Consider the following 18,902-nt stretch of genomic DNA (forward strand, 5'->3'; position numbering starts at 1 on the left):
GCCAGGCAACAGCGGCCTACACCCCGCGTGTGAAGCTGGCATGGCACTTGCGCTGTGTCCTGCGCCATGCAGTTCACGCCAGTTGCTGTTCGACGCACATGACCAAGGGATACCACGTGGGGCCATCCAGGGATCTTCCTTCCGCTCCGCTGTGGTCGCTCTCGATCGGCGAGGCGCTGGCCGCTCTGCGCAGCGGCGCGCTCACCGCGTCGCAACTGGTCGAAGCCTGCATCGCCCGCGCCGCCGCGGTCGAACCCTGCATCCATTCCTACATCCATCTCGCCGCCGACGAGGCACGCCGGCACGCACAGGCGCTGGACGGCCGGCCCGCGGCTGAACGCGGGCTGTTCGGCGGCATCCCGTTCGCGGTGAAGGCCACGTACGACGTGGCCGGCATGCCGTCGAACGCCGGCTCGCGGCTGCGCAGCGCACGCGTGCCCGATGCCGATGCGGCACTGGTCGCGCAGCTGCGCGCGCTGGGCGCGGTCTGCCTGGGCCAGCTCAACACCTGGGAGTTCGGCACCGGCAACGGCGGCGAGTACTTCGACCTGCCGTACCCGCCGGCGCGCAACCCCTGGGACACGGCACGCTTCACGGGCGGATCGAGCTCCGGCTGCGGCACCTCGGTGGCCGCGGGCACCGCGCTGTTCGCGCTCGGCTCGGACACCACGGGCTCGGTGCGGCTGCCCGCGTCGGCCACCGGCGTGGTGGGCCTGATCCCCACACCCGGGCGCTTCAGCCTCGCGGGCATCCTGCCGAACTGCCATTCGCTGGACATCCCCGGCAGCTTCACGCGCACCGCGCACGACGCGGCCACGCTGTTCGCGGCACTGACGCTGCCCGATGCGGGCGCGGCCGAGCCATTCGCCGCGGGCCTGGCGGCGCAGGGCCTGCGCGGCATGCGGATCGCCGTGCTGCGCGATCCGGGGCCGGGCTTTCCGCAGGCCGACGCCGCGCTGGCCACCGGCTTCGACGCGGCGCTGCGCACCATCGAGGCGCTTGGCGCGCACTGCACCGCCGTGCGGCTGCCCGTGGCGGCCGCGGAATGCTTCGCCGTGACCCGGCTGATCGGCCCGGTCGAATCGGCCGCCATCCACGAGACGGAGTTGCGGACCCAAGCCGCGCAGATGGGCTTCGCGCTGCGCGACAAGCTGCTGGCCGGCTCGCTCGTCCGCGCGGTCGACTACCTCGCTGCGCAGCGGCGGCGCGCCGAGATCGGCGAGCAGATCCGCGCGCTGCTGGACGGCTACGACGCACTGGTGACCTTCGGCTCCCTGCACCTGCCGCCCTTGCTGGGCGTGGAGCCGGCGATGACGGCCTTCACGGTGGAGACGCTGCTGACACCGTTCAACCTGTCGGCCTCGCCCGCACTGGTGCAGTGCACTGGGTATTCGGAGACGGGCCTGCCCCTGCACTGGCAGATCGTCGGCCGCCAGCACCGCGAGGCCGACATCCTGCGCCTGGCCATCGCCTACGAGCGGGCCACCGGCTGGCACACCCGGCTGCCGGAACCCCAGCCGCATCCGCCGGCCCCGGTGGCCCTGGTGGCCCCGGTCGCCGATCCATTGCCGCCCGGCGCGCCCGCCCTGGACGAGGTGGCGGCCTTCGCCGCGCGCCATGGCCTGGCCCGGCTGGCGCCGGAACACCTGCACCGCCTGCAGCAGCAGGTGCCCGCGGTGGCCGGCTTCGGCAGCAGCCTGCAGCGTGTCACCGACAAACACCGCGCGCCGCTGGCCGGCCCGCCCACCGCATCCCCCGTCCCACCGCAGCGCCCAGAGGCTGCGGACTTTCCAACCTAGAAAGAAAGCGCCCCCATGTCGCGACGACTCGAACAACCCGACGACGCAGGCCGTCGTCATGTGCTCGCCCTGCTCGGCGCCATCGGCGCGGTGTCGGCGGCCGGCGGCTGGGCCGGCAGCGCGGCCGCGCAGACGGCGGCCAGGCAGCTGCGCATCCGCATCGGTGCCGACATCTCCGGCCTGGACCCGGCCAAGATCTTCCAGATCGAGAACCAGTCGGTCGCGACCAACGTCTACAACGGCCTGGTCAAGTACGACCCGGCGACCAACAACATCGTGCCCGACCTGGCCGCCAGCTGGACCGTGTCGCCCGACGCCAAGGTCTACACCTTCAAGCTGCGCAGCAACGTGAAGTGGCACAAGAACTACGGCGCGTTCAGCTCGGACGACGTGAAGTTCTCGTTCGAGCGCGTGATCAACCCGGCCACCGGCAGCGCCTACCGCGGCCAGATCGCCGACGTGATCCAGTCCATCGAGACGCCGGACGCCACCACCGTGCGCTTCACGCTGGCCGCGCCCAATGCCGAGTTCCTGCACAAGGTCACCGCGTTCAACCAGGGGTGGATCGTGTCGCGCAAGGCGGTGACCGAGCTGGCCGAGAAGTACACGATGAACCCGGTCGGCACCGGCCCGTTCGTGTTCAACCGCTGGGTGGCGGGCAGCGAGGTGCGCCTGTCCGCCAACCCCGAGTACTTCGACGGTGCGCCCAAGGTCGACGAGATCGTGCTGCGCGTGATCCGCGACGAGGCCGTGGCCGCCATCGCGCTGGAGAAGCGCGAGATCGACATCTTCTTCGCGCTGCAGCAGCCCGAGGTGATCGAGCGCCTGCGCCGCACCGCCGGCGTGAAGGTGGTCGACCGCGCCGCCAGCAACACCGTCAACCTGGTTCTCAACACCGCGATCAAGCCGCTGGACGATGTACGCGTGCGCCGCGCCATCTACCACGCGATCAACCGCAAGGCGCTGATCGAGGGCTTCTTCCGCAGCACCAAGTACGAAGCCGGCACGGTGCTGACCAGCGCCTTCCCCGAGAACACGACGGACGTGCCGGCCTACGCCTACGACCCCGACCGCGCCCGCGCGCTGCTGAAGGAAGCCGGCGTCTCCAACATGAAGTTGGAGATCACCACGCCGGGCCTGAACCCCTACGACAAGTTCGTGGTGCCGATCGCCAACGACCTGACGCAGGTGGGCATCCAGGGCACGGTGCGCGTGCTCGAGCGCGGCGCCTACGGCCAGGCGCGCGCGGCCGGCACCGTGCAGAGCTGCATCACCGCGGTGGTGGGCCCGCCGGACCCGGGCGCCCCGCTGGTGACGCTGTACGCGAAGAAGTCGTTCCCGCCGGGCCTGAACACCGCGCGCTACGAGGGCGTGGAAGACCTGCTGGGCAGCGTCACCAGCGAGCTGGACGCCGCCAAGCGCAAGGCGGCCTATGCGGCCATCCTGCGCAAGACCATGACGGACCTGCCGGTGATCCCGCTGTTCGCGGACCGCCTGTTCCTGGCCTATTCCGACGCGGTCGAGGGGCTGGCGCAGAACTCGATGTTCACGGTGCAGGTCTCCAACGGCGTCACGCTGAAGAGCGCCTGAGCCGTGCAGTACCTGTCGCGCTGGGTCCTCCAGCTGATCGTGACGGTGGTCGGCGTGGTCACCGTCACCTTCTTCCTGATGCGCGCGATTCCGGGCGACCCGGCGCTGTACATGCTCGGCGACTACGCCACCGCCGATGCGGTGGCCAGCCTGCGCGCCAAGCTGGGCCTGGACCTGCCGGTGGCCGAGCAGTACCTGCGCTTCATGGGGCGCGCGCTGAGCGGCGACCTGGGCGCATCCGTGGTCACCGGCCAGAGCGCGCTCAAGGAAGTCATGGACAGCGTGCCCTGGTCCATCGCGCTGACGGGCTGGGGCATGGCGATCGCGGTGGCGCTCGGCGTGCCGCTGGGCGTGGTGTCGGCCAGCAGGCAAGGCACCTGGGTCGACACCACGGTGATGGTGGTGGCACTGGGCGGCATCTCCTTCCCGGTGTTCTGGATCGGGCTGGTGGCCATCCTCGGGCTGTCGCACTGGGCCGGGCTGTTCCCCACGCTGGGCGCCTCCAGCGGCGGCGGCTTCTGGACGGCCATGCACCACCTGGCCCTGCCGGCGCTGGTGCTGGGCGTCTCCGTCGCGGCCTACATCGCCCGGCTCACGCGTTCGGCCATGCTGGAAGTGCTGGGCCAGGACTACATCCGCGTGGCGCGCGCGCTGGGCGTGCCGAAGCGGCGCGTGCTCTACCGGCTGGCGCTGCGCAACGCGGCCGTGCCCATCCTGGCGGTGATCAGCGTGACCTTCGCCTGGTCGCTGGGCAACGCCATCCTGGTCGAGATGGTGTTCAGCCGGCCCGGCCTGGGCTCCACCATCATGAAGGCCGTGCTGGCACGCGACTACCAGCTCGTGCAGGCCGGCCTGCTGGTGCTGGCCGCAGCCGTGGTGCTGGTGAACGCCACCTGCGACCTCCTTTACGTGGCCATCGATCCGCGCCTGAAGTCACGATGAAACAAGACACTCTGCTCCCCCCGGGCGGCGCGCACGCGCAGGCCGCCGCGCCGCTGGAAACGCCGACCCTGGCACGCCGGCCGCCGCGCTGGAAGACCATGCTGTCGCATCCGGGCCTGGCGATCGGCGCGGCCATCATCGCGGCGATGTTCGTCGTCGCGCTGGGCGCGCCCTGGCTGGCACCGCATTCGCCGACGGCGACCGACCTGATGGCCACGCTGGCACCGCCCTCGCTGGCCTACCCGCTGGGCACCGACCAGTTCGGCCGCTGCATCCTGTCGCGCCTGATCTGGGGCTCGCGGGTGTCGCTGCAGGTGGCGATGTCGGTGGTGCTGCTGTCGCTGTCGATCGGCACGCTGGTCGGCGCCATCGCCGGCTACGCGGGCGGCTGGGTGGAACGCGTATTCACCACGCTGACCGACGTGCTGCTGGCCTTCCCGGGCTTTTTGCTGGCGCTGGCCATCGTCGCGGCGCGCGGCTCCTCGCTGGAATCCATCATCATCGCCGTGTCGGTGGCCTACATCCCGCGCGTGGCGGTGGTCATGCGCTCGGTGGTGCTGACCATCAAGCCGCGGCCCTTCGTCGAGGCATCGCACGCGATCGGCATGTCGCACCTGCGCATCCTGTTCAAGCACATCGTGCCGAACGCGATGCCGCCGGTGATCGTGGTGGCCACCGTCAGCGCGGCCACGGCGATCCTGGCCGAGGCCGGGCTGAGCTACCTGGGGCTGGGCGTGCAACCGCCCACGCCGACCTGGGGCAACATCATTTCCGACGGGCAGGGCCTGATCGCGGACCACCCGCTGATCTCGCTGTCGGCCGGGCTGTGCATCGCCGTCACCGTGGTGGCGTTCAACCTGATGGGCGACGGCCTGCGCGACACGCTGGACCCGCAGATGCGCAAACAGACCGGGGCCTCGCTGCTATGAACCAGGTGACCCCCCTTCCTGCCGCGGCCGATGGCGCCTACGCGCTGGACATCCGCAACCTGCGCACCACCTTTCCGGGCGCGTACGGCCGCGCGGCCATCGTCGACGACGTGTCCCTGCGCCTGCACCCCGGCGAGATGCTGGCCGTGGTGGGCGAATCGGGCTCGGGCAAGAGCATGAGCTTCATGTCGGCCCTGGGCCTGGTGGCGCCGCCCGGCCGGGTGGAATCGGGCCAGGTGCTGGTCAACGGCACGGACCTGCTCAAGCTGTCGCCGCAGGCGCTGCGCCTGCAGCGCGGCAAGGCCATCTCGATGATCTTCCAGGACCCGCTGAGCGGGCTCAACCCTGTGTTCACCGTCGGCCAGCAGATCGTCGAGGTGCTGCAGGCGCACCTGCCGCTCGGCGCCGCGCAGGCCAAGGCCCGCGCCATCGGGCTGCTGGAGAAGGTGCAGATCCCGGATGCCGCGCGCCGCTTCGACCACTACCCGCACCAGTTCTCCGGCGGCATGCGACAGCGTGTGCTGACGGCGATGGCGATCGCGCTCGACCCCCAGGTGCTGATCGCCGACGAGCCCACCACCGCGCTGGACGTGACGGTGCAGGCGCAGGTGCTGGACCTGATCGACGGCCTGCGCCGCGACACCGGCATGGCGGTGGTGCTGATCACGCACGACCTGGGCATCGTGGCGCGCCATGCGGACCGCATGGCCGTGATGTACGCCGGCCGCTTGGTGGAGCAGGGCACGGTGCCCGAGGTGTTCGCCAGGCCGAGCCACCCCTACACCGTCTCGCTGCTGCGCAGCGTGCCCAACCTGGACGAGCCAGCCGGCCAGGAATTGATGTCCATCAGCGGCACGCCGCCGCTGCCCGGCAGCGTGCGCCAGGGCTGCGCGTTCGAGGCCCGGTGCTACCTGGGCAAGGGCCGCGAGGCCTGCCGGTCTGCCCGGCCGGCGCTGCAGGCCGTCGACGGCGGCGAACACCTCAGCGCCTGCCATTTCTCGGAAACAGTCACCCTGGAGGCGCGCGCAGCATGACGGCACCCGATCCGGCAGCCGCCCCGCTGCTGCAGGTCACCGACCTGGCCAAGACCTTCGGCGCCACCGGCGCGCTGCTCAGCAAGGGCGTGCAGGTGCGCGCGGTGGACGGTGTCTCGTTCTCCATCCGCGCCGGCGAAACGCTGGGCCTGGTCGGCGAGACCGGCAGCGGCAAGAGCACGCTGGGCCGCCTGGTGCTCAAGCTGATCGAGCCCAGCGCGGGCCGCATCGTGTTCGACGGGGCCGACGTGACGGCGCTGCAGGGCGCAGCGGCCCGGCAGTTGCGCGGGCGCATGCAGATGGTGTTCCAGGACCCCTACGGCTCGCTGAACCCGCGCATGACGGTGGGCGAACTGGTGCGCGAACCCATGGTCGTGCACGGCTACGGTGGCGACCTCATGCGCACGCGGCTGGAATCGACGCTGCGCGAGGTGGGCATCGATCCGCGCATGGCGGCGCGCTACCCGCACGAGTTCTCCGGCGGCCAGCGCCAGCGCATCGCGATCGCGCGCGCGCTGGTGCTGGACCCCAAACTGCTGATCCTGGACGAGCCGGTGTCTGCGCTGGACGTGTCGATCCAGGCCCAGATCCTGAACCTGCTGCAGGGCATCCAGCGCCGCACCGGCATCGCCTACCTGTTCATCGCGCACGACCTGGCGGTGGTGCGGCACATCAGCCACCGCGTGGCCGTGATGTACCTGGGCAAGATCGTCGAGAGCGCGCCGCGCGACCAGCTCTACAGCGCGCCCCACCATCCCTATACCAAGGCCCTGCTGTCGGCCGTGCCGGTGCCCGACCCGGTGCTGGAGCGCGGCAAGACGCGCATCGCGCTGCATGGCGAGATCGGCTCGGCCGCCTCCATGCCCGACGGCTGCCGCTTCCACCCGCGCTGCTTCCGCGCCCGCCAGGCCGGTGCGGAGCCTGGCACGCAGGCCGCATCGTGGCGTGGCCTGGCCATGCCGACGGCCTGCCTGCAGCAGCTGCCGCCGTTCGAAACCGTGGGCGCCGGGCACCAGGCCGCCTGCCACTTCGCCCGGCTGGAAGACCGCTTCGCGGCACCCCACGCCGTGCAGCAGCCGCCGGCCCTGGCCGGCGCCGCCTGAGCCCTGACACTTCGAGAGGAAAACGACATGGAATCGCGCGAGAACAACTATGCCGGCGTGTTCGCCACGCCGCTGGGCTTCGGCAAGCGGCCGGCGGTGGTGGTGATCGACTTCATCCTGGCCTACACCACCCCTGGCGAACCGCTGTTCGCGCAGGGCGTGGTCGAGGCCGTGCAGGCCAGCGTCCCGCTGCTGGCGGCCGCGCGCGCCGCGCAGGTGCCCATCATCTACACCAAGGTGCTCTACCACCCCTCCGGCCACGATGGCGGCCTGTTCGTGCGCAAGGTGCCGGTGCTGCGCACCATGGTCGAGGGCGAGCCCATGACCGAGATCGTGCCCGAGCTGCCGCCGCAACCCGACGACCTGGTGATCGTGAAGAACTACCCCAGCGCGTTCTTCGGCACGTCACTGGCGTCGACCCTGCATGCGCGCGGCATCGACACGCTGGTGCTGATCGGCTGCTCCACCAGCGGCTGCGTGCGCGCCACGGCGGTGGACAGCATCCAGCACGGCTACAACGTCGTGGTGCCGCGCGAATGCGTGGGCGACCGCCACGACGGCCCGCACGATGCGAACCTGTTCGACATCAACGCCAAGTACGGCGACGTGCTGGGCCGCGCCGAGGTCGAGGCCTACTTCGCGGGCCTGGACCCGCAGCGCTGAAGCGCCTGCGCGGCCCCCGACAACAGAAAAACCCGCCGAGGCGGGTTTTTTCTTTGGGGGAGCGGCGGCGCCGATGCCGCCGCGGCGATCAGGCCGTGGCCTTGTCGGCCACGTCCGTGTAGTCGTCGATCTTGTCGAAGTTCAGGTACTGGTAGATCTGGCTGCTGGCCGCGGTCAGCACGCCCATGTCGGCCATGTACTCTTCCTTGGTCGGGATGCGGCCCAGCTTGGAGCAGATCGAGGCCAGCTCGGCAGAACCCAGGTAGACGTTGGTGTTCTTGCCCAGCCGGTTCGGGAAGTTGCGGGTGCTGGTGGACATCACCGTCGCGCCTTCGCGCACCTGCGCCTGGTTGCCCATGCACAGCGAGCAGCCCGGCATCTCGGTGCGCGCACCGGCATTGCCGAACACGCCGTAATGGCCTTCCTCGGTCAACTGCTGCGCGTCCATCTTGGTCGGCGGTGCGATCCACAGCTTGACCGGGATGTCGCGCTTGCCTTCGAGCAGCTTGGAAGCCGCGCGGAAGTGGCCGATGTTGGTCATGCACGAGCCGATGAAGACTTCGTCGATCTTGGCGCCTGCCACGTCGGACAGCGTCTTCACGTCGTCCGGGTCGTTCGGGCAGGCCACGATGGGTTCGTGGATGTCCGCGAGGTCGATCTCGATGACGGCGGCGTATTCGGCGTCAGCATCGCCCTTGAGCAGTTGCTGGTCCTTGAGCCAGGCTTCCTGCGCGGCGATGCGGCGCTGCAGCGTGCGCGCGTCGGCATAGCCCTCGGCGATCATCCACTTCATCAGCGTGATGTTGCTGTTGATGTACTCGGCGATGGGCTCCTTGTTCAGGTGCACCGTGCAGCCGGCGGCGGAGCGCTCGGCGGACGCGTCCGACAGCTCGAAGGCTTGCTCGACCTTCAGGTCCGGCAGGCCTTCGATCTCGAGGATGCGGCCCGAGAAGATGTTCTTCTTGCCCTTCTTCTCGACCGTCAGCAGGCCCGCCTTGATCGCGTACAGCGGGATCGCATTGACCAGGTCGCGCAGCGTCACGCCGGGCTGCATCTTGCCCTTGAACTTCACGAGCACGGACTCGGGCATGTCCAGCGGCATCACGCCCGTGGCGGCCGCGAAGGCCACCAGGCCGGAACCGGCCGGGAAGCTGATGCCGATCGGGAAACGCGTGTGCGAGTCGCCGCCGGTGCCCACGGTGTCGGGCGTCAGCAGGCGGTTCAGCCAGCTGTGGATCACGCCGTCGCCCGGGCGCAGCGAGATGCCGCCGCGCGTGCTGATGAAGTCGGGCAGCTCGTGGTGCATCTTCACGTCCACCTTCTTCGGGTAGGCGGCCGTGTGGCAGAACGATTGCATGACGAGGTCGGCCGAGAAGCCCAGGCAGGCCAGGTCCTTGAGCTCGTCGCGCGTCATCGGGCCGGTGGTGTCCTGCGAGCCGACCGAGGTCATCTTGGGCTCGCAGTACGTGCCGGGACGCACGCCCTGGCCTTCCGGCAGGCCGCAGGCGCGGCCCACCATCTTCTGGGCCAGCGAGAAACCCTTGCCGCTGTCCACGGGGGCCTGCGGCAGGCGGAACAGGGTGGATGCAGGCAGGCCCAGGGCCTCGCGCGCCTTGGTCGTCAGGCCGCGGCCGACGATCAGCGGAATGCGGCCGCCGGCACGCACTTCGTCGAACAGCACGTCGCTCTTGACCTTGAACTCGGCGATGACCTGGCCATCCTTGAGCGCCTTGCCGTCGTAGGGGCGCAGCTCGATGGTGTCGCCCATGTTCATCTGGTCGACGTTCAGCTCGATCGGCAGCGAGCCGGCGTCTTCCATGGTGTTGTAGAAGATCGGCGCGATCTTGGTGCCCAGGCAGATGCCGCCGAACTTCTTGTTCGGGATGAAGGGGATGTCTTCGCCGGTGAACCACAGCACGGAGTTGGTGGCCGACTTGCGCGAGGAACCGGTGCCCACCACGTCGCCGACATACGCCACGGGCAGGCCGCGCTTGACCAGGTCCTCGATGTACTTGATCGGGCCGCGCTTGCCGTCTTCCTCGGGCACGAAGGCGGCGCCGTCGCGCTTGTTCTTGAGCATGGCCAACGCGTGCATCGGGATGTCCGGGCGCGTGGTGGCGTCGGGCGCGGGCGACAGGTCGTCGGTGTTGGTTTCGCCTGGCACCTTGAACACCGTGAAGGTGATGCTCTGCGGCACCTCGGGGCGGCTCGTGAACCACTCGGCGTCGGCCCAGCTCTGCAGCACGGCCTTGGCGTTGGCATTGCCGGCATCGGCCAGTTCCTTGACGTCGTGGAATTGGTCGAACATCAGCAGCGTCTTCTTCAGGCCTTCGGCCGCCACGGTGCCGACTTCGGCATCCTTGAGCAGATCGACCATGGGGCCGATGTTGTAGCCGCCCAGCATGGTGCCCAGCAGTTCGGTGGCCTTGGCGCGCGAGATCAGCGGGCTCTTCTCGGTGCCGTGCGCCACGGCGGCCAAATAGCTGGCCTTGACCTTGGCGGCATCGTCCACACCAGCCGGCACGCGGTGGGTGATCAGGTTCAGCAGGAACGCTTCCTCGCCCGCCGGCGGCGCCTTCAGCAGCTCGATGAGCTCGGCCGTCTGTTTCGCCGACAAGGGCAGCGGCGGGATGCCGAGCGCGGCGCGCTCGGCAACATGGTCACGGTAGGCTTGCAACATTGCGTTCTTCTCCGGTTCTGGGATGTGGGGAAAGGGGTGCGTCCGCCGTCAACGGTTGGCCGCGGGCTGGGCAGCAACCGCCGTGCCAGCGGGGATCTGTGCCGGCGCCGGGGCCGCGTCGAGCACGCTGGGCGGCGGCGTCAGCTTGAACTGCTCTGCCACGGCCACCTGTTGCGGGCTCTTGCATTCGTCGGCCATGCGCTGGCCGAGCTTGTGGTTCATCAGCATGGACTTGTTGGCCAGTTGCAGCCACACGGCACCGGAGTGCGCATCTTCCAGGCGGATGGCGCCGGTGGTCGTGGCGACCGGCACCAGCCGGTAGCGCGCCTTGGCGATCTGCAGGTCGAAATATCCGGGCTTTGCGGCATCGGCCGTCAGCTGCACCGTGTTGCCGAGCTCGCACGGCATGGAGCCGACGTGCACGCGTTCGGCAATCGCCAGTTCGGCAGCGCCCAGCACGGCTTCGGTGGCGGGCGCATGCGCCGCGAGTTGCTCCACGTCCAGCTTGCCTTTGGCGGGGGCCGCCTTCTTCGCCGTGGTGGTGGTCTTGGCTGGGGCGGTCTTGGCCGTGGCCGCCTTGGCGTTGGCCGCGGGCGCCTTGGCCGTTGTGGCGTTGCTCTTCGCGGCGGGCTTGGCCGTAGCGGCCTTCGCAGGCTCCTTGGCGGCGTCGTTCTGGGCCATTGCGAAACCGGCCGAGGTGGCCAGAACCAGGGTCAACAGCGTGGACTTCATCATGCTCATGCCTCCTTGGCCGGCGCGGTCGTGGCCGGATGGTCGAGAAAATACGCTTGCATTTCGGCAGGCAGGGGCCGGCCGGTCTGGTGTGCACGCTCCAGCACCTGCCAGAAGTAGCGGTAGCTGGCACGGTCGTGCAACTGCTTTTCGAACGCGACAGGCGCCCAGTCGGCCGACACCGCCGCCTGGATCAGGCGGCCGGCGGTGTCGATCTCCTCGGCGCTGGGCGCCATGGCTTCGACGATGGGGCGGATCTGCGCCGGGTGGATGCTCCACATGCGGGTGTAGCCGAACTCGCGCGCCGCACGGCGTGCAGCTGCGCGCATGGCCTCGTGGTCGCTGAACTCGGTGACCACGCAATGCGAGGGCACCTTGCCGTGTGCGTGGCAGGCCGAGGCGATCTCGAGCTTGGCCCGCACCACCAGCGGATGCGTGAACTGGCCCTGGGCACTCATGCCATCAGCCGGAATCGCGCCCGCATGGGCAGAAACGAAGTCCATGAGCCCGAAGCTGATGGACTGCACGCGTGGATGTGCCGCGATGTCGAAGGCGCGGTGCACCGCTGCGGGCGACTCCACCAAGACATGCAGGGGCAGGTCGGGGGCGCCAGCGGCGAGCAGTGCGCGTTCGGCGCGCTCGACGTCCTGCACGCTCTCGACCTTGGGCACCATGATGTGGGCCAGGCGAGCACCGGCCTGGCCGGCGATGGTGGCCATGTCGGCCTCGAACGCGGGATGGTCCACCGGGTGCACGCGCACGGCCACGCGGGCGCGCGGGTCGGCCGCCTGCGCCAGCGCGACGACCAGCGCAGCGTGGTCGGCTTCGCCGCCGACGGGCGCGCCGTCCTCGCAGTCCAGCGTCACGTCGAACACGCAGGCGCCGAACTCTTCGAGCATCTCGGCCTGCAGTGCCAGGCTCTTGCGCATGCGCAGCTCGACGCCGCTGTAGTGGTCGCACACCGGCAGCACGATCTGGCCGGCATGTGCGCCCAGCAGCACGTCGCGCGGGTGGGCAGGGTTCGGACGGTTCATGGCGCGGAGTCTTGGGCCTTGCGGGCCACGAGAAAGAAGCGCGGGAACGCCAGCAGGCGCTGGCCATCGGCGCGCGGCGGATAGGCTGCGTCGATGCGCCGCCCATACTCCGCCAGGAAGCCTGCCCGCTGGGCGTCGGACAGGGGATCGACAAAAGGCCGCAGCCCGGTGCTGCTCAGCCATTGGACGATGGCGCCGGCATCGGCCATGCGGTGCTGGTAGATGGTGTGCCAGACATCGACCTCGGCGGCCAGCGGCGCCAGCACGTCGTAGTAGCGCGCGATGCCCAGCAGCGGCGTGCGCAGCCGCTCTGCATCGCCGATCTGCGCGGCCCAAGCGGGATCGCGTGCGACCTCGCGCATCAGGCGGTGCGACGGCTCCTGCCAGTTGTCGGGCATCTGCACGGCCAGCACGCCGCCGGGCGCCAACAGGCCGAACAGGCGCGGCAGCAGCTCGGCGTGGTCGGGCACCCACTGCAGCGAGGCATTGGCGAACAGCAGGTCGGGCGCCTCGCCTGGTGCGGGCGACCAGTCGGCGATGTCGGATTCGACGAATTCGGCGCCGGGCAGCCGCTCGCGCGCGCTGGCCAGCATGGACGCGGAGTTGTCGACACCGACAACGCGCGCCTGCGGGAACCGCTTGACCAGCAATTCGGTGGAGTTGCCCGGGCCGCAGCCCAGGTCCACCGCGAAGATCGCGCGCGCGCTCCCGCCCACCAGGGGCACGCGGGCCAGCAACTCGGCCGCCGGACGCGTACGCTCATCCTCGAAGCGCCGGTACAGCGCAGGGTTCCAGTCGGCCATGGGTGCGCGCGAGCGTCCGTGGATCAGAGCAGGTGGGCGACGCCGGCCTGCTCGTCCTGCAGTTCCTTCAGCGTCTTGTCGATGCGCTCCTGGCTGAATGCGTCGATCTCCAGGCCCTCGACCAGCTTGTACTCGCCGTTCTCGCAGGTGACGGGGAAGCCGAACATCACGTCCTTCGGAATGCCGTACTGGCCGTCCGACGGGATGCCCATCGTGACCCACTTGCCGTTGGTGCCCAGGGCCCAGTCGCGCATGTGGTCGATGGCGGCGTTGGCAGCCGAGGCAGCCGACGACAGGCCGCGCGCCTCGATGATGGCGGCGCCGCGCTTGCCCACGGTGGGCAGGAAGGTGTCGGCGTTCCAGACCTGGTCGTTGATCAGCTTGGCCACGCTCTCGCCGCCGATGGTGGCGAAGCGGTAGTCGGCGTACATGGTGGGCGAGTGGTTGCCCCAGACGGTCAGCTTCTCGATGTCGGCCACGGGCTTGCCGGTCTTGGCAGCCAGTTGGCTGGCAGCGCGGTTGTGGTCCAGGCGCAGCATGGCGGTGAAGTTCTTGCGCGGCAGGTCCGGCGCGCTCTTCATGGCGATGTAGGCGTTGGTGTTGGCGGGGTTGCCGACGACCAGCACTTTGACATTGCGGCTGGCCACGGCGTTCAGTGCCTTGCCTTGCGCGGTGAAGATGGCGCCGTTGACGGCCAGCAGCTCGGCACGCTCCATGCCGGGGCCACGGGGGCGCGAGCCGACCAGCAGCGCGTAGTCGGTGTCCTTGAACGCGGTCATCGGGTCGCTATGGGCTTCGATGCCGACCAGCAGCGGGAATGCGCAGTCGTCCAGCTCCATGATCACGCCCTTGAGCGCCTTCTGCGCCTTCTCGTCCGGGATCTCCAGCAACTGCAGGATCACCGGCTGGTCCTTGCCCAGCATTTCGCCCGAGGCGATGCGGAACAGGAGGGCGTAACCGATTTGACCAGCGGCACCAGTGACGGCCACGCGGACGGGCTTTTTGCTCATGAGGAAGGCTCCGGAAAGGAAGGAGGGAGGAACACCCCCGCCCAGGCGACGGAACAGTGAGCGCACAGGCCCGGGGGACAGCCCTAGAGTTTACCCGTGTTCCATGAAAGCGGTCAATTTGTCTTATGTCTTATATAAGATAAGATTGCCCGTCCCTCAGCACCCCTGCGGGGCACCGTGTGCGCGGGCATGGAAGGTTGGCGGAACGCCGGCCGTCCGCGCGTCTTCCAACCCTGCCGGGCGTTCCGACTCCCGGCACCATGCCCAAGTTCCATGCCCGCACCCGCCCCTGGCAACGCCACCGAGCCGCCCCTGGACACCGGCCCGAACGCCACCCCGGCCTTCAGCCCGCTGTACCAGCAGATCAAGGGGCTGATCCTGCAGAGCCTGCAGGCCGGCGAATGGAAGCCGGGCGAGCTGATCCCGAGCGAGATCGAACTGGCCAGCCGCTTTCGCGTGAGCCAGGGCACGGTGCGCAAGGCGGTCGACGAATTGGCCGGCGACAACCTGCTGGTGCGGCGCCAGGGCAAGGGCACCTTCGTCGCGACCCACAGCGAACAGCACGTGCGCTACCGCTTCCTGAAGCTGGTGCCCGACGACGGCGACCTGAACCGCGAGGGCCCGGCGCAGCGCAGCTTCCTCGAATGCCGGCGCGCACGCGCTGGCGCCGAGATCGCACGCGCGCTGGGCCTGCGCAGCGGCGATGCAGTGATGCAGGTGCGCCGCGTGCTGTCCTTCGCCGCGGACGGCGGCGCGCAGACACCCACCATCCTCGAAGACCTCTGGCTGCCGGGCGGGCCGTTCAAGGGCCTGACCGCCGAGCGCATGGCGGCCTTCCGCGGGCCGACCTACGCGCTGTTCGAAACCGAATTCGGCGTGCGCATGGTGCGCGCCGAAGAGAAGATCCGCGCCGTGCTGCCCGATGCGGACCAAGCCGGCATCCTGCAGGTGGCGCCTGCCACGCCCCTCCTGAGCGTGGAGCGCGTGGCCTACACCTACAACGACACGCCCATGGAGCTGCGGCGCGGCCTGTACCGCACCGACACGCACCACTATCGCAACGATCTGAACTGATCCGAACTGCCATTCGCGCATCGCCCAGACACCTGTGCGACTGCCGCTGCAACGCTTCGTCGCGTTTGCCCTGTTGCATTGCAATAGAATTTTGGGCTAACCGCCGCGACAGAATTACAAGGCAGTTACATCCACGAAAGCGCATTCATGACAGAAGCCGCCTCCTCAGCACGACCCAAACGCCCCGAGTTCCGCAACATCAACGCCCTCACCGACCTGCCGAGCTACAGGCTGCCGGCAGCGGGCTGGGTGTCCATCCTGCACCGCGCCAGCGGCGTGCTGATGTTCCTGTTGATGCCCTTCATCATCTGGATGTTCGACACCTCGGTCACGTCCGAGCTGTCGTTCGCACGCTTCAAGGCCGCGTTCAACACGGGCCTGGGCTTCGCGCCGGGCTGGTTCCTCAAGCTCGTGGTGCTGGCCCTGATGTGGGCCTACCTGCACCACTTCATCGCCGGCCTACGCCACCTGTACATGGACGTGAGCCATGACGCAGTGAACAAGCAGTTCGGCAAGACCTCGGCCGTCACCGTGCTGGTGCTGAGCCTGGGCCTCACGCTGGTGCTGGGCCTGAAGCTGTTCGGCGTGTACTGATCACAACAAGGAAAAGTCTCCCCATGGCTGTCAATTACGGATCCAAGCGCGTCGTCGTCGGCGCGCACTACGGCCTGCGCGACTGGCTGGCGCAGCGCGTCACCGGCCTGCTCATGGCGCTGTTCACGTTCATCGTGCTGGCGCAATTGCTGCTGGCCAAAGGCCCGATCGGCTACGACCTGTGGGCCGGCATCTTCGCGGCCCAATGGATGAAGGTGCTGACCTTCTCCGTGATCATCGCCCTGCTCTACCACGTCTGGGTGGGCATGCGCGATGTGCTGATGGACTACATCACCGCAGCAGTCTGGCTCCGTCTCGCGCTCCAGATTTTCACCATCGTCTGGCTGGTCGGCTGTGCCGGCTGGGCCATCCAAGTCCTCTGGAGACTGTGAGCATGAGCTACACCAAGCAGAACATCAACAAGCGCAAGTTCGACGTCGTCATCGTCGGCGCCGGCGGCTCCGGCATGCGCGCCGCACTCGAACTGTCGCGCGCCGGCCTGTCCGTCGCATCGCTGTCCAAGGTCTTCCCGACGCGCTCGCACACGGTGGCGGCGCAGGGCGGCGTGTCGGCCTCGCTGGGCAATATGTCGGAGGACAACTGGCACTACCACTTCTACGACACCATCAAGGGCTCGGACTGGCTGGGCGACCAGGACGCCATCGAGTTCATGTGCCGTGAAGCCCCCAAGGTCGTGATCGAGCTCGAGCACTTCGGCATGCCGTTCGACCGCAACCCCGACGGCACGATCTACCAGCGCCCCTTCGGCGGCCACACCGCCAACTACGGCGAAAAGCCCGTGCAACGCGCCTGCGCCGCGGCAGACCGCACCGGCCACGCCATGCTGCACACGCTGTACCAGCAGAACGTCAAGGCCAAGACAAACTTCTTCGTCGAGTGGATGGCGCTCGACCTGATCCGCGACGCCGACGGCGACGTGGTCGGCGTCACCGCATTGGAGCTGGAAACCGGCGAGCTGTACGCCCTGCAGGCCAAGGCCGTGCTGCTGGCCACCGGCGGTGCCGGCCGCATCTTCGCGGCGTCGACCAACGCCTTCATCAACACCGGCGACGGCCTGGGCATGGCGGCGCGCGCCGGCATCCCGCTGCAGGACATGGAGTTCTGGCAGTTCCACCCGACCGGCGTGGCCGGCGCGGGCGTGCTGCTGACCGAAGGCTGCCGCGGCGAAGGCGCCATCCTGCTCAACAGCAACGGCGAACGCTTCATGGAGCGCTACGCGCCCACGCTGAAGGACCTGGCGCCGCGCGACTTCGTTTCGCGCTCCATGGACCAGGAGATCAAGGAAGGTCGTGGCTGCGGTCCCAACAAGGACTACATCCTCATGAAGCTGGACCACCTGGGCGCCGACACCATCCGCAAGCGCCTGCCCTCGGTGGAAGAGATCGGCCACAACTTCGCCAACGTCGACATCACCAAGGAACCGATCCCCGTGGTGCCGACCATCCATTACCAGATGGGTGGCATCCCGACCAACATCAACGGCCAGGTCGTCACGCACGACGGCCAGCAGAACAATATCGTGGGCGGCCTGTACGCCGTCGGCGAATGCTCCTGCGTGTCGGTGCACGGCGCCAACCGCCTGGGCACGAACTCGCTGCTCGACCTGCTGGTGTTCGGCAAGTCCGCCGGCAAGCACATCGTCGAATTCGTCAAGGGCAGCGGCGAGCACAAAGCGCTGCCGGCCGATGCCGGCGACAAGACGCTGGCACGCCTGAACCAGCTGCAGGAGTCCACCGACGGCGCCTACGCGCAAGACGTGGCCAACGACATCCGCGCCACCATGCAGCAGCACGCCGGCGTGTTCCGCACGCAGGCCAGCATGGACGAGGGCGTGACCAAGGTCAATGCGATCCGCGACCGCGTCTCGGGCGTCACGCTCAAGGACAAGTCCATGGTCTGGAACACGGCCCGCATGGAAGCGCTCGAAGTCGACAACCTGATCGAAGTCGCCCAGGCCACCATGACCTCGGCCGCCGCACGCAAGGAATGCCGCGGCGCCCACACGGTCTACGACTACGAGCACCCGGCCGACCACGCCGAGTTCCCGCTGGGCCGCAACGACAAGGAATGGATGAAGCACACGCTGTGGCACAGCGCGGGCAACAACCTGACCTACAAGCCCGTCAACCTCAAGCCGCTGACGGTTGACTCCATTCCGCCCAAGGTCCGCACGTTCTAACAAGGTCACCACGATGAAGCGCACATTCCAGATCTACCGCTACGACCCGGACAAGGACGCCAAGCCCTACATGCAGACCGTCGAGATCGAGCTCGACGGCAGCGAGCGCATGCTGCTGGATGCCCTGGTCAAGCTCAAGCAGCAAGACCCGACGATCTCGTTCCGCCGCTCCTGCCGCGAAGGCGTCTGCGGCTCGGACGCGATGAACATCAACGGCAAGAACGGCCTGGCCTGCCTGACCAACATGAACACGCTGAAGGACCCCGTGGTCCTGAAGCCGCTGCCCGGCCTGCCCGTGATCCGCGACCTGATCGTGGACATGACGCAGTTCTTCAAGCAGTACCACTCGATCAAGCCCTACCTCATCACCGAGAGCCTGGCACCCGACAAGGAACGCCTGCAATCGCCCGAGGAGCGCGAGGAGCTGAACGGCCTGTACGAGTGCATCCTGTGCGCGAGCTGCTCCACCAGCTGCCCCAGCTTCTGGTGGAACCCGGACAAGTTCGTCGGCCCCGCCGGCCTGCTGCAGGCCTACCGCTTCATCGCCGACAGCCGCGACGAGGCCACGGCCGAGCGCCTGGACAACCTGGAAGACCCGTACCGCCTGTTCCGCTGCCACACGATCATGAATTGCGTGGACGTGTGTCCCAAGCACCTGAACCCGACCAAGGCCATCGGGAAAATCAAGGAGATGATGGTGCTTCGCACCGTCTGA

General features: G+C 68.7%; 17 protein-coding genes. 12 read left to right on the top strand and 5 right to left on the bottom strand.

Going from position 1 to position 18,902, the window contains the following annotated elements:
• Positions 1 to 98: 98 nt before the first annotated feature.
• From ASF44_RS30125 to ASF44_RS30155, 7 genes are read left to right on the top strand one after another with little or no spacing between them, the layout of a single operon-like run.
• The gene (locus tag ASF44_RS30125; protein ID WP_056902921.1) at positions 99 to 1,799 is read left to right on the top strand and encodes an amidase; all 1,701 of its coding nucleotides are present in this window, start codon (positions 99 to 101) and stop codon (positions 1,797 to 1,799) included.
• Between the two features lie 15 nt (positions 1,800 to 1,814).
• Positions 1,815 to 3,389, top strand: a complete 1,575-nt coding sequence (locus ASF44_RS30130; protein WP_082525136.1) for an ABC transporter substrate-binding protein — start codon at positions 1,815 to 1,817, stop codon at positions 3,387 to 3,389.
• 3 nt (positions 3,390 to 3,392) lie between these two features.
• Positions 3,393 to 4,331 carry an ABC transporter permease gene (locus ASF44_RS30135; protein WP_056902922.1) on the top strand — a complete coding sequence of 313 codons (939 nt, stop codon included), beginning with the start codon at positions 3,393 to 3,395 and terminating at the stop codon, positions 4,329 to 4,331.
• On the top strand, positions 4,328 to 5,260 hold the full coding sequence (locus tag ASF44_RS30140; protein ID WP_235579393.1) for an ABC transporter permease: 933 nt from the start codon (positions 4,328 to 4,330) through the stop codon (positions 5,258 to 5,260). Before ASF44_RS30135 ends, ASF44_RS30140 begins: the two co-directional genes overlap by 4 nt.
• Positions 5,257 to 6,294 carry an ABC transporter ATP-binding protein gene (locus ASF44_RS30145; protein WP_056902923.1) on the top strand — a complete coding sequence of 346 codons (1,038 nt, stop codon included), beginning with the start codon at positions 5,257 to 5,259 and terminating at the stop codon, positions 6,292 to 6,294. Before ASF44_RS30140 ends, ASF44_RS30145 begins: the two co-directional genes overlap by 4 nt.
• Positions 6,291 to 7,397 carry an ABC transporter ATP-binding protein gene (locus ASF44_RS30150; protein ID WP_056902924.1) on the top strand — a complete coding sequence of 369 codons (1,107 nt, stop codon included), beginning with the start codon at positions 6,291 to 6,293 and terminating at the stop codon, positions 7,395 to 7,397. The genes ASF44_RS30145 and ASF44_RS30150 overlap by 4 nt, the downstream gene beginning before the upstream one ends.
• Before the next feature lie 27 nt (positions 7,398 to 7,424).
• On the top strand, positions 7,425 to 8,060 hold the full coding sequence (locus ASF44_RS30155) for an N-carbamoylsarcosine amidohydrolase (protein WP_056902925.1): 636 nt from the start codon (positions 7,425 to 7,427) through the stop codon (positions 8,058 to 8,060).
• Between the two features lie 88 nt (positions 8,061 to 8,148).
• On the opposite strand, the gene acnB is transcribed toward ASF44_RS30155, so the two are convergent.
• Genes acnB through ASF44_RS30180 form a run of 5 tightly spaced genes read right to left on the bottom strand, consistent with a single transcriptional unit; the run spans position 8,149 to position 14,319 of the window.
• Positions 8,149 to 10,740, bottom strand: coding sequence for a bifunctional aconitate hydratase 2/2-methylisocitrate dehydratase (gene acnB, locus ASF44_RS30160; RefSeq protein WP_056902926.1), 2,592 nt, complete (start codon positions 10,738 to 10,740; stop codon positions 8,149 to 8,151).
• 48 nt (positions 10,741 to 10,788) lie between these two features.
• The gene (locus ASF44_RS30165) at positions 10,789 to 11,472 is read right to left on the bottom strand and encodes a hypothetical protein (RefSeq protein ID WP_056903083.1); all 684 of its coding nucleotides are present in this window, start codon (positions 11,470 to 11,472) and stop codon (positions 10,789 to 10,791) included.
• Between the two features lie 5 nt (positions 11,473 to 11,477).
• Positions 11,478 to 12,506 carry a CoA ester lyase gene (locus ASF44_RS30170; RefSeq protein WP_056902927.1) on the bottom strand — a complete coding sequence of 343 codons (1,029 nt, stop codon included), beginning with the start codon at positions 12,504 to 12,506 and terminating at the stop codon, positions 11,478 to 11,480.
• On the bottom strand, positions 12,503 to 13,309 hold the full coding sequence (tam, locus tag ASF44_RS30175; RefSeq protein WP_056902928.1) for a trans-aconitate 2-methyltransferase: 807 nt from the start codon (positions 13,307 to 13,309) through the stop codon (positions 12,503 to 12,505). Before tam ends, ASF44_RS30170 begins: the two co-directional genes overlap by 4 nt.
• Positions 13,310 to 13,332: 23 nt before the next feature.
• Positions 13,333 to 14,319, bottom strand: coding sequence for a malate dehydrogenase (locus ASF44_RS30180; protein WP_056902929.1), 987 nt, complete (start codon positions 14,317 to 14,319; stop codon positions 13,333 to 13,335).
• Between the two features lie 273 nt (positions 14,320 to 14,592).
• On the opposite strand from ASF44_RS30180, the gene ASF44_RS30185 reads away from it, so the two are divergent.
• The 5 genes from ASF44_RS30185 to ASF44_RS30205 all read left to right on the top strand — a co-directional run bounded on the left by ASF44_RS30185 (position 14,593) and on the right by ASF44_RS30205 (position 18,902).
• Positions 14,593 to 15,393 (top strand): GntR family transcriptional regulator, encoded by an 801-nt coding sequence (locus ASF44_RS30185; RefSeq protein WP_056902930.1) that lies wholly within the window; start codon positions 14,593 to 14,595, stop codon positions 15,391 to 15,393.
• A gap of 147 nt (positions 15,394 to 15,540) precedes the next feature.
• The gene (gene sdhC, locus ASF44_RS30190) at positions 15,541 to 15,987 is read left to right on the top strand and encodes a succinate dehydrogenase, cytochrome b556 subunit (protein WP_056902931.1); all 447 of its coding nucleotides are present in this window, start codon (positions 15,541 to 15,543) and stop codon (positions 15,985 to 15,987) included.
• A gap of 23 nt (positions 15,988 to 16,010) precedes the next feature.
• Complete coding sequence (sdhD, locus tag ASF44_RS30195) at positions 16,011 to 16,379, top strand: succinate dehydrogenase, hydrophobic membrane anchor protein (protein ID WP_056902932.1); 369 nt, start codon at positions 16,011 to 16,013, stop codon at positions 16,377 to 16,379.
• 2 nt (positions 16,380 to 16,381) lie between these two features.
• Positions 16,382 to 18,187: a succinate dehydrogenase flavoprotein subunit gene (gene sdhA, locus ASF44_RS30200; protein ID WP_056902933.1), complete on the top strand. Its 1,806-nt coding sequence runs from the start codon at positions 16,382 to 16,384 to the stop codon at positions 18,185 to 18,187.
• A gap of 13 nt (positions 18,188 to 18,200) precedes the next feature.
• Complete coding sequence (locus ASF44_RS30205) at positions 18,201 to 18,902, top strand: succinate dehydrogenase iron-sulfur subunit (protein ID WP_056672626.1); 702 nt, start codon at positions 18,201 to 18,203, stop codon at positions 18,900 to 18,902.

It is taken from the genome of Pseudorhodoferax sp. Leaf274 (assembly GCF_001422445.1).
Taxonomy (GTDB): Bacteria; Pseudomonadota; Gammaproteobacteria; order Burkholderiales; family Burkholderiaceae_C; genus Pseudorhodoferax.